Here is a 13,860-nt window from a genome sequence, read left to right as displayed (position 1 = left end):
TCCCACATAAGTGAGAGACGGCTTAGTCTTCGTTAAGGTCAGCTACGGGAAGCAATAGCTAAATCACTTCGCTGATACTTATGCTCCCGGCGTCGTGTTTCGCCCCTTCCTCCGTCAATTCAATCTTCTTAAATCCCACCTGAAGTGGCTTACAGCTTCCCAATGGCCAAAAAATTAGAGATGCCTTTACAGATTTCACCAGGTACTTCCAAAGGAGAAAGGTGGCCCGTTTGGGGTATGATGTGCAGTTCTGCCTGAGGTATACGCGGCAGCAGCTCACCTTTCAGCGTTTCCAACCGATCTACCGGGTCAGATTCTCCGGCTAGAACCAGTGTAGGAACATTGATGTTTTTTATTTCCGCAGATATATCCTCAAGCATTGCCATTTCAGGCCAAGCCGCTCGGGCTAAAGGAGCGCTTTTTTGCATATCTTCGAGCACCATTTCACGCGTATTCTCTTCAAGAGGAAGTAAAGCAATATTACTCAATGCGATTTCTGCTCCTTCCCGATTATCATAGAAATGAACCATTGACGCTCTCATTTCTTGCGGCATATCTTGAGGAGTCGGAGGAGAAGGCGCAACCAACACCAAACCTTTCAAACCAGCGGGCCGACGTGAAGCCAACAATTGTGCGGCCTTCCCGCCCATGGAATGACCTACGAGCACATACCGCTTCAAACCAAGCTCTTGAATAAGAGCTTGTGCATCGTCGGCCAGATCTTTGATGGTATAAGTTTCAGCTGCCCTGTCTGAATCTCCCCATCCGCGGTGGTCATAAGCTATGCAAGTGTAGCCCTTTTTCAGAACGTCAATAACTTTACCCCAAGTACGTGCCGATCCGCCATAAAAATGCAAAAACACAAGCGCCGTGTCTCCTACTCCCTGTTGTTGAACATGAAGTTTGACGCCGTTAACCTCATAATACATATGGTTCACTCCTTTATGTGTAATAGTAACAGTTACTGTTACTATTCCTGACTATATTAACAATGCATGCTTCTGAAGTCAAGTTGGTCCGTGATTGTTATCCGTTGATTTGTATTTCAAAAATCAATACACTGACTATAAGCTTAAAATGAAAGAAGGACCCTTTCGAAATGGCAAATCGAAGCCAACAGTTTTCTGTAGCGGTTCATATTTTATGTTTTCTTGAATTTAATAAAGACGGTCGTACCACGTCAGAGTTACTTGCTATGAGTGTGAACGCTAATCCGGCAGCAATCAGAAGAATAATGAGAAGACTTACGAAAGCTGGTCTTATTGTATCTACTCTTGGAACGAATGCGGCTATAAGGCTGGCTAAAGAGGCGAAACATATCACGCTATTGGATGTTTACCGTGCCACCATGGAAGATGATCCGGAAGCTTTTGTCATTCATAAGAATACAAACCAGACCTGTCCGGTAGGAAGTAAGATACCGTATTTATTAGAAGGCGTTTACACGAAAGTCCAATCGACGATGGAAAACGAATTGTCGGTCGTAACGATCGATAAGCTGGTCAAGGATGGAATTATCGGCATGTAAGTATTCGAGGCCCTATTATGAAGACATTTTTTAATTATCCAAGAAACTAAGTCTCTTCCGATATAATACCTAAAGTCATGCCGCACTCACCGTTTGTTAAGCAGCAGCATGCCGTACATGATGGTGGACGCGCACCAACCGGTGTACACCGAATACATGCCGCCCTCGTCGATGTGGTTGTTCTGGTCTGCCCTTCCGTCCCACTGCCGCGTCGCTGCGTTGTAAGATCCTCTCCATGCACCATCCCACAGTGGCGATTCGCCGTTGCATTGGATCGAAGCGAGGAAGTCGGCAAGCTTCTCCGCAGCTTGCAAGTATACTTCGTCGTTCGTCGCTTTCCATGCTTCGTACAGCGCCATAAGCGCGAATCCTTGCGTATATACCAAATCGCATAGCTGCTCGTTGTTTTGCAACGCGGCGTCTTTCGTCTGCTCATCGTTGTTCAGGATGCCGCCGTCCTGGTGCTGCAGGCGAAGGATGTACCGTCCCGCCTTCTCGAGCGCGGCCGCGAATTTCGGATCGCCGGTTTCTTGATACGCCACGCTGAAGGCGTATACAGCCTTCGACGTCTCCGATGATAACGGACGCCAGTCCTCCCTTTTCATCAGCTCGTACGACGTGCGCATCCGGCCATCCTCCAACTGTAGCGTCAAGAAGTAATCGAACGCTTTGAGCGCGGCGATGCGATAGGTTTCATTGCCCATGAGCGTCGACAGCTTCAGCAACCCGGACGCCAACCAGCCTACGAAGTCCTGTCCCAGGTAACAAGACTGCGTTCGTCCGTCGTTCCGGTAGAAGTATCCTTCGGGCCGTTGGAGGGAAACCCAGTAATTCGCCAGCCGAACCGCGCTGTTCAGCAGCTTTTCGTCGGCCTCGAGCTCGTGCATATGCAGTAGCCCCTGCAGGATTCTTCCATTGTCGTTTTGATAGACGAAATAGCCGGTTCTGGAATACCAATCATAACCGTCCACGAGATAAAACGGGAACGAGCCGTACCAAGCCGACGTTTCGTCTTGCTCCTGCACGCGCGCGAGCCAGCTCTTAATGTTGTCGTTCAGGGCTTCGTATTTCCAGCTGCCCGTAACCTGCTTATACAGCGTTAACACGCGAGCGATCTCCGTATTGCAGTCCGGCCTCACCCAGTTCACCCGGATTTTCTCGTCGATCCTGATCCGTTCGTATACGCCATTATACCCGCGGTCGAACGTCAACATCTGTCCTTCAATCCATGCCAAGCACTTCTCCACGCTCGCCAACAACGATGCCTGCTTCATCATTGTACAATCACCATTTCTGTATGAAATGATAATTTCTTCTTCTACTCACTTGCGCCTCCGCGCCGCCGAGGGAGCTTAATTCTTCCCCATTATTTGGTGCACCACGGTATGTCCCTCTGGAAGCACGCAGGTAGAGTAATTCTTTTTTGGTTGTTGCCTGAAAGGGCAAAGACCCGTAGAGACATGGAGTGAGGATCGCCAGAGCCGACGTGGTGCCGTGCATGACATGGAGTGAGGATCGCCAGAGCCGACGTGGTGCCGTGCATGATATGGAAATAATTTGGTTAGCGGAGCTTAGTCCTTATTTTACCACAACCCACTCTTCTGACATTTCAGAATTTAATCTGCGTGTTCCTCCACATCAGCTCAGGCCCATGCCGGCTATTTGCGCTATTGATAGTCGTCGGGAATGGGCTCATGTTCTTGACAACCATCGGAAATGGGTCAATGTTATTGACCTTCACTAACTCCCTAAGCGCAATAACTCTAATTCTCGAAGAACTTCGTTTGCATCGCAATCGGGATTTAAGATATGGATCATCTCTTCCGTGATGGGAGCATCATCGTAAACTTTTGCAACGACATCCAATGATGGCGATACTTCAAAATAACCGACCGCAAATTCTACAAAATCCTCTGGCGTATGGAATATACAGCCCACTAAAAAATCAGAACCATCGCTTTCCCCTTGTGGAATCTCCACTTTTCCCTTGCGCCAGTTAGTGTCGCTGTTTTTACGCCAAATACAAAAAGTCACATCGTCTTTTTCAATTGCTTCGTCTTCAAGCAGTGACAATAATTCTTTTGGAACGTCATCATAAATCCCTTGCCATACTTGATGTTCATCTTGCGCATAGGGGCTTAATCCAGATTCATGATCGAAGCCTTTTAGGATGGTACCTTCAGGGGAAAACAAAATAATGAGATGATCGCCTGCCCCATTATCTATTTTCGCCATACAAACACCTTCGGCCCAATCTTGAACAAAGCTATGGTAACGAAGCCATTCATCTCGACAAAGAATGATATTTAGCGATGCTTGGATTTTCATTAGCTTTTTTAAGATTGCTGGATTTGGTAAATGCTCTAACACATTTGCTTCCATGAATCCTCGCCCTTTCATCTTTGCTTGCAACTTAATTCTCGTGGCGTATCACTGACCTTCTAAACAATCAATTTGCCTGCTAATGATTGTCGAAATGAAAACAGAGACTAAGCTAGAAAATAACCTAAGAGGAGTATTAATAAAATATTTGCCACCATAAGTATTCGTGTAATTCTACGCCCTTTATTAACTTGGACAGTGATATCCTGCGAATAAGCGAGCATTCTTGAGAAAACTAAATCGTCCGAGGGAGCTTAATGCTGTTGCTTAACACGTCTTTTACCGTATATCATTTTTTGTATCATCTTGCAAACGAGAGTAGTAGGCTTCCTTAATGCTCTTTGTCATTGCTGCTATACCTTCTAATGGCTCTTGTCCAAATCTTTTCGTCATTTCGCTCTTCCATACGCGTGAGACTCGTGTCTCGTTCTTTTTACGTTGACGCTTTCTCATGTAACCCTCCTGAAGAACTTCATTTTCATTCGTTTGCACAATGAGGTGTGATAATGCGGTCATTCCAAGATAGTCTGTACTCTGACCCAAACTTGTCGATAATGATCTTCTGAGTCTACAAACTCTGCTCCCTTAGGCGCCTTGTCTTGATCTGACTGTGCTACTAGATAGGAAACTATAAATTTCTTATCTTCTTAGACAACATTGAGGCTGATTCGTCCATAATCTTCATCGTTTTGTTAGACACACTAGAATTAAGACCTGCCGTTGTGTTTGAACTTTGCAACGCCCAGCTGCGTGTCTCCTCCACTAACAGTGAATTCTTTGTAGCTGCTTCTTTACATCCCAATTTAAAGGGGAAGGAGGAAACGTCCAACAAGCTCCGTTGCTAATCCACCGATTGCGATATTCTTCAATCGATAGTCCATTATCTAAATCATGATAACCTGGTTGGAAACCACAACAAGGACAGATGTTGAACATTGCTCCTCCATCTTCCGTATACTGCTCACTATCCAATCCGTCATAGCCACAAACAATACAAGTGTACATGGAGGAGTTCCTTTCTAAATCGTTTTGAGTCTTACTATGTATAAAGTTCATTAATGGGAGCACTATCCAACAAGTGATCAATAACGATAGGCAGCTTCTTAATGAACTTATTCCATTTTACACCCTTGAATGTGTATAGTTCTTGATGTTCTACATCAAAACTGCCTAAACACTTTAAGTCAGGAATCCAGATGATAAATCCAGTACTTTCAAATCCCTGGACATCCTTGGTTAAGTCAAGAAGAACTCTGCCTTGGTGCTGTATTGGCTTAACATCAAATATCGTTTGAAACTCTATGTAGTCAATAGGGCTTGTTCCAGTAAGATCAATTTTTCGGTTTTCAATTCCGAGCCATTTGATGATCTCCGTTGGCAATCCAATCTTTTTGAGTTCTGCGGCTCTTTTGTCTGCTTCGTGCCAGATAGGGGGTTCAAGCTGCTTTAGGTACTCCATCATTTCTGTGTTCTTGTTTCGCTTTGCCTCTAGGTATGCACGACCACCATAATTGTCTTTTATCGTTACATCGGCACCATGCTCTACTAAGTATTTTACAACTTCGAAGTGGTTGCCAGATGCGGCCATTTGAACAGGTGTCGTACAATAAGGAAATACTGAGTCAGCGCCGTTAAAATTAACATTCGCACCATATTCAATATAAAGGCGAACCATTTCCAGTTCACCTTCGCAAGCAGCTTCTCGAAGTGCAATCCCTGCTGGAACAGGATTCATAATAAAGCCTAAATCAAGTAGATCACGAACGCCTTCAAAATTTTTATAACCAAGAGCAATACTAACTGCGTCAGATTTATTAATATCTGCGCCAAGAGAAATTAACTTTTGAAATAATGTCTTGTTACCATACGCACCTACTGCATCCAATATCGGATATCTTTCATCGTTTAAATCGTCAAAGCGATATCTTTCTAAAATGTCGAAGGCAATATCCAGTTTGTTGTTGACAAGAACTTCGCGTAATACCAAAAACGAAAGTACGGTTCCGTCTGGCCGTTTGGGTACAAACCTCGCATAATCTTGTTCGTTCAATGTTTCACACCTCGTTTAGTTTTCAGGCTAACACACTATGAGACTATCCGTTCTCGTCTGGCCATGGATCGCCTTCTTTACGACAAACCCAATCATAGTGCATAGGGGTGTCGAAGGGTTCGGATGCCAGAGTGACTCCATTTTTTACGATTTCGAGGCCTTCAACGTTGATCTGATCTGTTAGAGAGGCAAGCACATCATGAATGCCGCTATCTCGTGCCTCCTGAACGATCATTGCAATTACCTCTTTTTGTTCTGCTGTTAACTCACCTAAAACTTTGTTTATCTTTTCATTGTCGGATGTTTGGGGCCAACCATTGCCTACGATCCATCGTGAAAGGACACATGATCTTAATTGAACTAGGTCATCGATGAAGGCTTTGTAAAGCTCGATTGATTGGTTTCGCATTAATGGTATCACTCCGATCAATGGGGTTGTTCGAGAGAATCAACAGAAATAAGCGTCACTCAAAAGCACGTGAAGCAGCTAGTAAAGTTCCTTCACTTTCTAAATACCTCAGGACCATTTCAATATCATCAGTCTCGTAGCTTCTAACTATAATCATATGCGGAATAAATAGCCCAGGCGGGTGAATGTTTAGACGAGAAAGATTGTTTTTCAGGCGTTCGGGAGTGTAGAGAATGCTCCAACGTTTGCTGCCATTTTCAAAAGTTAGTGTGATTTCAACCCAATTCCACTCATCTATTGGAGCAAGAATTTCATCATCAAATTTCCAAGTTAATAATTTCATACATTCATACCTCCAGGGTAATACGTTAGACTGGCCATCACTTTATTCTGAAGATAGATAACCAACCAATGGAGTGAAACTCAAATGCCGAAGCGCTTCAGAAATTGCTTGTTCAACATCTTCTGGAACTTCCCCCAAGTATGCACATCTTTCCGAACATGATTGATGCTGTAATGAAGGTCTACAAACATAAACATGATCCTGTTAAGCAGTGGGTTTGAAGGATCTGGTATCCAGCCCATGAAGAGACTCCTTTAAATTAAAAGTGTAACAACTATTGATTGATAAGCGATGAAGGATTAGTCCAACGTTTTAGTTCAAGCGGAACATTGGGTCTCAAATTGCAGTAGAAGCATTCAGCCTTTCCGCAATTTGGCGTTATCCAATCGTTACAGTTTGCACAAAATGTAGCATCATACCGGTCGTAGTAATAAAGCTGGTGTTTGCAAGCTTCGCAGAAATTATTCGGTTCTGGAGCACCACCGATTTTAAAGTATTCATCAATAACGATGAGCCTTTCTTTCTTTATTATCCTTATTTTCAATCTACACCTCCATGAGAACTAGGCATCTTACTTTAAACATTTTCTCAGCACTTTACCAAAGATTGCTGGCTGATTACTTGAAAATGCTTGTATCAAATCCCCGCCTATCAAGGTCACGGATTGTTCCCAAGGATGACTAAAGTAGCACCATCTAATATCTTTAGGGAAGAAGATGTAATAGTCTCCGTCTGGATAAAAAGGGATAGTCCAACTGCGTTCTCCGTAAGATAGATGTGGATTGAACCAAAAGCTTTCATGCTGCCAGTCTAATGCGTAGATGTATTCATTTGGTTTAACCAATGTTTTTAAAGTGTTAAGGCATTTCATTTCGAGATCAAGGAGGGAGGAGTCCGAAGTATCTGTCAAAGCGTATGAAATGAAATGATCGTCATTGACGGTTATACTGGGCCAATTGCTTGGATTTACGTTGGGCGAAAAACTGAAACGTTGATCGAAAGAGTTCCATGCCTTGTCAATCTCTGGTTTTGTTAAAGTAATCCAATTCATAAGGGGCCTTCCGCTTTGGCGAAGCAAACAGGAATTATCAATCGTCGTGTAATGGTGTCCAACTTGTAAAGCGTCCAATAATGTTTTCTTCATAATAATGGCTTGAAACTTCTGAAAGTTGTCCTTTATATTAAGGTTTGAAATTACGTACTTTTCACTTGGATAGACTTCTTCAGTATCAAACAATCCCTTAATATCCTCTTCATAAGCTAAGCAGCCCAAGCTAAACTTTATTTCTTTATGGAGTGAGATCAGAAGTGAAACGAATTCGTCTACTTCTTCATCCATTATTCCAGGTTGATTCCACTCTGGAGCGTCAAATGCACTTCCAAAAAAGCACATCGAAAATGAAATGAGCTCTGAGCTTATCTTTTCGACCAAAAGCAAAGCATTTCGTTGTCGTGTCGTATGGACGGTCAAGCTGATCGTAGCCTTATGAATCATGACACTGTTAGAGGCTTTCTCGTCGTAAGGATAGCCTTTGTAATATTGCTGGACTAGTTCTGGAGTTACGTGGACCTCAATTTTAACTGTTGTCTTTTCCAATTCTGAGAAGATATCTTCAATCCGAGCTGGTTCTTTAATAATGAAGCTAAGTTCTAAGAACGGACCGCCTCGTAACCATGTCATATGCAGACACCTCATTAAATGATAATGAAGCCATGCTTACTTGAATGCCGTGTTTGAGGTTATCGGTGGCTTAGGAGAGATACCTTGAAATTCTCATAATCTCCCCCACGCTTTTTCAATATGATCCGACGCTTTTCTTGTTTCCTTACCCATGTATCTATAAGCAATTTCTAGTATTTCCTTTTCATCGCCGAGTCGCTCTAGAATAGTGCAAGACAAAACTTCTTTAACTAGAGTATCCCCCTTTAATTCCATCCTTTCATAAAATTCAAATAATCGTATTAGCAACTCATCTTCTATATCTTTCCTTAGTAATTCGATCAAATAATCATTTAATTCACCAAAAAATACATGGTTAAGGACTTCTTCATAGAATACTTCATGTTCAATAAGGTTAACGCTGAATTTAGGAAATTCATTAATAAATATTTTTGAAAGTTCATTATATTTCAAGCCTAACCCACCTTCTTAAATCCTAGTATCTTTGTCGCGAACTCCTTAAACTCGCCATACCTGAGGCATCCACGAATTATTGAACATTTCTACCTTAACTTAACGTTCCCCGTTTAGATTTATTGCTCCTTCGTTAGTTAACCTTTCTTTATCCTTCAAAGAAAAAACGCCAGGCTCCCAAGTCTCTATATGTCCGTATCCGCCAATAATGTCTTCATTAATTTGATAAACGCGAGCGTATAGTTTCTTCCCTGTTTTGTGTTTTTCTTTCAGCAAGTAGGTTGTAATATAAATTTCCTTATTCACATACGGCTTCAAATCAACAATAGCCGCTATACTTGGGTCTGCGTTTTTTGTTTCTAGCTTTTCTTTGCTCATTTTCCCATCCACATGCCAACCAAACGACTCGAGGTATTCAACAGGATTAACGTTATTCTGCTTCGTTGTTTCCTTACTGCAACCAATCAGAAACACAAAACAAAAAAATGCAATCCAAACATTCATCTTTACAATCGAAATCACCCTGCTTTATTTTCCATTTTAATGCGGGACGTAAAGATACTCATGAAAGTTGCGACTAGGTTTCTTTGAAATAAAAAAGAATGAACGTTATCTTAGCGCCCGATGCTAGAATTCTAAGGCAAGAGGTTACTTGACCTTTAAAAGTGTCGGTTCGGACACGGCATTGACACTTCCTTGAGATTGGACAATGATCATGCCATCTTCACGTAGCGTCGGGCCGAAGACTCTCCCCTTGGTGTGAATGACAAATACTCTCTTAGCCGTAATCAAATCTTTAGCTTCCAGCCTCCCATCAGTGTAAGCAACGTATAGGCCATTGCCGAACGTGTCGAATCGGGCGATCGAAGTACCCTGAGTACCCGCCGAACCGTAGTACACGACTGACTTATTGACGAGCTTTGAGCCCGTTATTTGATCTCCGTCGGTAAACAAAATTCTCCCCGCGTCCGGACCCCCAGCCCAGAAATTCTTATAAGCGCTGTCTGACCGATAAGAATCCCTCGTGACTTGATCGGGAACCGCATTCAACGGATAGGCATAGACGACCCCCGCTGCAAAAATATATACATGTCCGGAATCAATCCAGGCTTTGCCGTTTTCCTTGTATTCAACCGTTTTGACAACCTTTCCAGACAACAGATCGATCGTGTCCAAAGTTGTCTTCTCAAGTTGATCCAGTAAGTTTGACGTGCGTTGTACTAGTATTTGATTTTCCTTTAAATCTAACGGTGCGCTCGCGTTAGGTGCTTCCCAGGCAAGATGACCGTTGCTCTCATTGAATGCGAGAAGAGACTCATAGGTGTAAGCACCTGAAAACGCCGTACTTACCAGTACTTTTCCTGCAGCGAACTTAATGTCATAGTCACAAAATTCATTGGGGAAATGATCTATCCACAGTAACGCTCCAGATTTCGCATCAAATGCGCGTATATGGCCGTTGTAGATGTAAACTTTATTTCCGTTGACGAGTAACCTTGAAATTCCGGATGTCCGGCTAGCGGTCGCCCACTTCTTCTTTCCATTTATTGCATGGATGGCATGTAAAATCCCCTCCTTAGAAATCGCGTAAACGACCCCATCACGATAAGCTATAGGTGAGACCATTCTAGAGCCGTAAGTCCATAACGTCTTGCCTGTCTTCGCATTTAACGCGAACAAGCGACCCTGCTGGAAGACAAATACTTTGCCTTCCCCGGTCGCAATCGTACCCGCATTAATTGTATTTGAGTCTTTGGGATTATCGATCGCAGCAGTCCATTTTGGTTTGACGGTAGCGGTCGTATCGGGGGAGGTCCAGTTCATCCCCTGGTATGACGAATGCGGCATGTCCGCGTAAATTGGTTGAGTTAAAGCGCCGAATAGCATGAATACCAATGTAAACAGTAAAACAGGTTTAGCGAATGGGAGACTCATGATATCATCCTTCCATGATTGATTTCCATACAGTGCATGACGATCACCCCTTATCAATAGTTTCAACAAGGTGTAAAAAAGATGTAAAAATACCCAACCGCTGGATCCAACCGCACAATCTGCATAGCAAAAGGCGACCGGTCCCCCGGCCGCCTTCCTTCTTATCGCTCGCTCCGCAACTGCTTGTCCAGCGCCACCTGCAAATCGGCCATATACATGGCCGGCGTGTAGCTCGCGCTCGATACGAGCAACTGCGCGTTGTTCCAGGCGGTCGCCTGCGTCTCTGCGTTAAAGAAAGCCTCGAACCACAGCGTGCCGTTTTGGACGCCGTCGATCTTGCTCTGCGCCAGTTGGGTCAGCGGCGGCAGCGTTTGCGGCAGACGGTCGGTCTTAAACCCCGTAATAATGCCCATCTCGCTCATCGCCTTGTTGCCGTAATCCGAGAACACCGACTTCATCCACCGCTTCATCTCGTCGTCGTAGCCGGCCGCGGAGAAGGAGGTCGTCAGCCCCGCGTTAAGCAGCCAATCGCCTTCGCCGCCCGCGCCGCCCGGCACGAGCGGAATATTAAACAGGCCGATCCGGTCTTCCCCGATGCGGTTCTGCTTCGGATCGTTGAAATCCCGCAGGCTCCAGCTCCCCGTATAATAGATCGCGGCCCGCCCCTGCAGGAACATCGCGGTCGCCTCGTCCAGGTCGGTCGTGTTCACGTGGTCCCCGAAGTAGCCCTGCAGCGCCATGCGCTGAACGACGTCCGCCGCCTCGACGAATCCCGGATCGGTCAGGCTGAGCTCGCCCCGGCTCACGCGCGCCATCGCGTCGAAGCCGTATTTGCGCACGACGTAACCGTTGATCAGCCGAGTGAGCGTCCATTTCTGCGACCCGGCCACGGCGAAGGGCTGCACGCCCGCCTGCTCAAGCGTTTCGGCCGCTTGAAGCAGCTGGTCCCAGGTTTTGGGCACCTCAATGCCGTTTTGCTCGAAAAGCGTCTTGTTGTACCAGAACCCCTCGATGTTGATCTCGAGCGGCAGCGCGTATAGCCCCTTCCCGCCTGTCATCGACTTGAGCAGCTTGACGGCGGTCGGGTTCAGCGCGTCCCCGAGTCCCAGCTCCCCGAACGCCTGCTCGATATCGAGCACGAAGCCGTGCTCGGACAGCTGCTGGAGCGGTTTGCCGGATTCGTAGGTGAACAGCTCCGGGAGGTCGTTGCTCGCCGCCAGCAGCTGGATCCGCTGCAGCAGGTCGGACGTATTGACGTTCTCGAATTCGTACCGGACCGAAGGGTGCTCCCGCTCGTAGTCCCGGGCCAGCTCGCTGACGATGCGGGGCTGCTGCGACTCCAGATTGGAGGAGACGTAGCGGATGACGCGGGTCGGATCGGACACGACCGGACGGTCCGAGGAATAAGACGATACGCCGCCGCATGCGGGCAGCAGAATGAGGATGAGCAGCAATGGCGTCCATTGCAAAAATAACCGGTTACGGCGCGCCGCGGGCGGAAGCCGCGCATGATCCCCTTTCCCGCGTCCGGCACGATGATCAGCCATGGTCCGCCTCCTTCCGCACCGACGCGACCGGATCGTCCCGGTACTGGCCGGGCGTCATGCCGACGTGCTTTTTGAACAGCTCCGTGAAATGCCTGTAGTTGTAATAGCCGACCGCCTCGCTTGCTTCGTTCACTCGCTTGCCCTCGCGCAGGAGCAGCTTGGCTTCGTCGAGCCGCAGCCGCGTGACGTGCTTGATATAGGAGGCACCTGTTTTTTCCTTGAACAGCAGGCTGAAATAAGTGGTGTTCATGCCGACGTGATCCGCAACCTCCTGGAGCGTCAGATCGCGGCGGAAGTGTCGGCCGATGAAGTCGAGCGCTTTGGCCACCGCGGCGTGCTGGGACGCCTGCCGTTCCTCGGCGGTTTTGGCGAAGACCGTCTCCAACTGCCCGCGGAGCCAGCGGAACATCTCGTCTCGCGTCTGCAAACCCGCCAGCTCCCGGTGCGGCACCGCCCTAGCGGTCATGGCGGCTCGCTGCGCGCCCGGCACCGTCTCCCGCCCCGAACGGCGGCCGACGTAAGCCAGCTTCAAAATCTCCTGCTCCGCAAGCTCCGGATCGAGGCGCTCCTGCTCCATCCATCTGCTGAAGGCGTCCAGGTCACGGTGTAGCCCCTCTTTATCTCCGGTTCGGATATCGAACAGGATCGCTTCTTCGCGATCCGTCAGCCCTTCGGGGAAGACGCCGCTCTCCGCGATGTGCGCGTAACGGGTCAGGCCTCGCTCCTCCATAAACCGGGCGAACCGCAGCGCGCGCAGCGCCTCGGTTCGGCTTCGGACGGCGTCGGCGACGCCGCTGTACGTCAAGCCCGCGCCGGCCGCGTCCGGCAGCTCCGACAGGCGGCATCGCGCTTCCTCCCAGCCTGCATCGTCCGGGCACGCGAAATGAAAGACGGCCGCAAGCCGCTCGTCCCCGTCGGCCACGACGACCGTCCGGCTTCCGCCGAGCGGCGCGAGCGCCTCCTCCAGCGCGCCATCCGGCACCTCGCCTGCAATAACCGTGACGGCGGCTACCCGATCCGCCTCCTCCTCGCCGAAGCAGGCGCGCCAACGGGGCAGCGCCTCGGCTCCGCGCCGGAGCAGCGCCAGCGTCGCCTGCTCGAGCAGCGCTTCCCGGCTCGCATCGGCGGCACGCCGCAACGCGGCCAGTTCCTCACGCCCGCCGATCCGCTCGCATGTCCGCCGCAGCGCCTCGTCCACTTTTTCCAGCGTGATCGGCTTCTCCAGGTAATCGACGACCCCGAGCTTCATCGCGGTCCGCACGTACTCGTATTCGTTGAACCCGCTGAACACGATGCAGACCGTCTCCGGCGCTTCCTCCATGACAAGCTCGATCAGGCGCAGCCCGTCGATGCCCGGCATGCGAATGTCCGTCATCACGATGTCGGGCCGCAGCTCGCGAATGAGCGCCCAAGCCGCCTTGCCGTCCTCGGCCGTACCGACGAGGGACATGCCGTAGTCCGACCATTCGATCATCGAGCGCAAGCCCTCCAGGACGATATATTCATCGTCGCAGATCACGACGCGCAGCATG

Annotated in this window: 14 protein-coding genes; 1 reads left to right on the top strand and 13 read right to left on the bottom strand. The window is 47.8% G+C overall.

What is annotated here, in order from left to right; translation table 11 throughout:
- Nucleotides 1-149: 149 nt before the first annotated feature.
- The gene (locus BM235_RS08725; RefSeq protein WP_090111734.1) at nucleotides 150-929 is read right to left on the bottom strand and encodes an alpha/beta fold hydrolase; all 780 of its coding nucleotides are present in this window, start codon (nucleotides 927-929) and stop codon (nucleotides 150-152) included.
- Nucleotides 930-1,099: 170 nt separating this feature from the next.
- On the opposite strand from BM235_RS08725, the gene BM235_RS08720 reads away from it, so the two are divergent.
- Nucleotides 1,100-1,528, top strand: coding sequence for an Rrf2 family transcriptional regulator (locus BM235_RS08720; protein ID WP_090111732.1), 429 nt, complete (start codon nucleotides 1,100-1,102; stop codon nucleotides 1,526-1,528).
- 86 nt (nucleotides 1,529-1,614) lie between these two features.
- Here the strand turns inward: BM235_RS08720 and BM235_RS08715 are convergent, their stop codons facing one another.
- From BM235_RS08715 to BM235_RS08660, 12 genes are all read right to left on the bottom strand, one after another.
- Nucleotides 1,615-2,805: a glycoside hydrolase family protein gene (locus BM235_RS08715; RefSeq protein WP_090111730.1), complete on the bottom strand. Its 1,191-nt coding sequence runs from the start codon at nucleotides 2,803-2,805 to the stop codon at nucleotides 1,615-1,617.
- A 463-nt stretch (nucleotides 2,806-3,268) separates the two neighbouring features.
- Entirely contained in the window at nucleotides 3,269-3,910 is a 642-nt protein-coding gene (locus BM235_RS08710) for a hypothetical protein (protein WP_090111728.1), read from the bottom strand.
- A 279-nt stretch (nucleotides 3,911-4,189) separates the two neighbouring features.
- Nucleotides 4,190-4,363 (bottom strand): hypothetical protein, encoded by a 174-nt coding sequence (locus tag BM235_RS31995; protein ID WP_158543708.1) that lies wholly within the window; start codon nucleotides 4,361-4,363, stop codon nucleotides 4,190-4,192.
- A gap of 586 nt (nucleotides 4,364-4,949) precedes the next feature.
- The gene (locus tag BM235_RS08700; protein WP_090111724.1) at nucleotides 4,950-5,960 is read right to left on the bottom strand and encodes an ankyrin repeat domain-containing protein; all 1,011 of its coding nucleotides are present in this window, start codon (nucleotides 5,958-5,960) and stop codon (nucleotides 4,950-4,952) included.
- Between the two features lie 43 nt (nucleotides 5,961-6,003).
- Nucleotides 6,004-6,369, bottom strand: a complete 366-nt coding sequence (locus tag BM235_RS08695) for a DUF6547 family protein (RefSeq protein WP_090111722.1) — start codon at nucleotides 6,367-6,369, stop codon at nucleotides 6,004-6,006.
- 55 nt (nucleotides 6,370-6,424) lie between these two features.
- Nucleotides 6,425-6,712 carry a hypothetical protein gene (locus tag BM235_RS32525; protein WP_255374235.1) on the bottom strand — a complete coding sequence of 96 codons (288 nt, stop codon included), beginning with the start codon at nucleotides 6,710-6,712 and terminating at the stop codon, nucleotides 6,425-6,427.
- Between the two features lie 571 nt (nucleotides 6,713-7,283).
- Entirely contained in the window at nucleotides 7,284-8,393 is a 1,110-nt protein-coding gene (locus tag BM235_RS08685; RefSeq protein WP_158543707.1) for a DUF2716 domain-containing protein, read from the bottom strand.
- 93 nt (nucleotides 8,394-8,486) lie between these two features.
- Nucleotides 8,487-8,846 (bottom strand): DUF7674 family protein, encoded by a 360-nt coding sequence (locus tag BM235_RS08680; RefSeq protein ID WP_090111717.1) that lies wholly within the window; start codon nucleotides 8,844-8,846, stop codon nucleotides 8,487-8,489.
- Between the two features lie 99 nt (nucleotides 8,847-8,945).
- Nucleotides 8,946-9,368, bottom strand: a complete 423-nt coding sequence (locus BM235_RS08675; protein ID WP_090111715.1) for a DUF4830 domain-containing protein — start codon at nucleotides 9,366-9,368, stop codon at nucleotides 8,946-8,948.
- A gap of 126 nt (nucleotides 9,369-9,494) precedes the next feature.
- Entirely contained in the window at nucleotides 9,495-10,781 is a 1,287-nt protein-coding gene (locus BM235_RS08670; RefSeq protein ID WP_090111713.1) for an outer membrane protein assembly factor BamB family protein, read from the bottom strand.
- A gap of 161 nt (nucleotides 10,782-10,942) precedes the next feature.
- The gene (locus tag BM235_RS08665) at nucleotides 10,943-12,328 is read right to left on the bottom strand and encodes an ABC transporter substrate-binding protein (protein ID WP_090111711.1); all 1,386 of its coding nucleotides are present in this window, start codon (nucleotides 12,326-12,328) and stop codon (nucleotides 10,943-10,945) included.
- Complete coding sequence (locus BM235_RS08660) at nucleotides 12,321-13,859, bottom strand: response regulator (protein ID WP_090111709.1); 1,539 nt, start codon at nucleotides 13,857-13,859, stop codon at nucleotides 12,321-12,323. The genes BM235_RS08665 and BM235_RS08660 overlap by 8 nt, the downstream gene beginning before the upstream one ends.
- Nucleotide 13,860: the final 1 nt, after the last annotated feature.

This window comes from Cohnella sp. OV330 (genome assembly GCF_900112065.1).
In the GTDB taxonomy this organism is placed as follows: Bacteria; Bacillota; Bacilli; order Paenibacillales; family Paenibacillaceae; genus Cohnella.
Note: the sequence above shows the minus strand (reverse complement) of the source record. Positions and strands in the feature narration are given on the sequence as shown.

Coding starts and splice junctions, on each gene's coding strand:
- BM235_RS08715 (WP_090111730.1), bottom strand. CDS start 2,805: ATGATGAAGCAGGCATCGTTGTTGGCGAGCGTGGAGAAGTGCTTGGCA.
- BM235_RS31995 (WP_158543708.1), bottom strand. CDS start 4,363: ATGAGAAAGCGTCAACGTAAAAAGAACGAGACACGAGTCTCACGCGTA.
- BM235_RS08670 (WP_090111713.1), bottom strand. CDS start 10,781: ATGAGTCTCCCATTCGCTAAACCTGTTTTACTGTTTACATTGGTATTC.
- BM235_RS08725 (WP_090111734.1), bottom strand. CDS start 929: ATGTATTATGAGGTTAACGGCGTCAAACTTCATGTTCAACAACAGGGA.
- BM235_RS08695 (WP_090111722.1), bottom strand. CDS start 6,369: ATGCGAAACCAATCAATCGAGCTTTACAAAGCCTTCATCGATGACCTA.
- BM235_RS08710 (WP_090111728.1), bottom strand. CDS start 3,910: ATGGAAGCAAATGTGTTAGAGCATTTACCAAATCCAGCAATCTTAAAA.
- BM235_RS08685 (WP_158543707.1), bottom strand. CDS start 8,393: ATGACATGGTTACGAGGCGGTCCGTTCTTAGAACTTAGCTTCATTATT.
- BM235_RS08665 (WP_090111711.1), bottom strand. CDS start 12,328: ATGGCTGATCATCGTGCCGGACGCGGGAAAGGGGATCATGCGCGGCTT.
- BM235_RS08720 (WP_090111732.1), top strand. CDS start 1,100: ATGGCAAATCGAAGCCAACAGTTTTCTGTAGCGGTTCATATTTTATGT.
- BM235_RS32525 (WP_255374235.1), bottom strand. CDS start 6,712: ATGAAATTATTAACTTGGAAATTTGATGATGAAATTCTTGCTCCAATA.
- BM235_RS08660 (WP_090111709.1), bottom strand. CDS start 13,859: ATGCTGCGCGTCGTGATCTGCGACGATGAATATATCGTCCTGGAGGGC.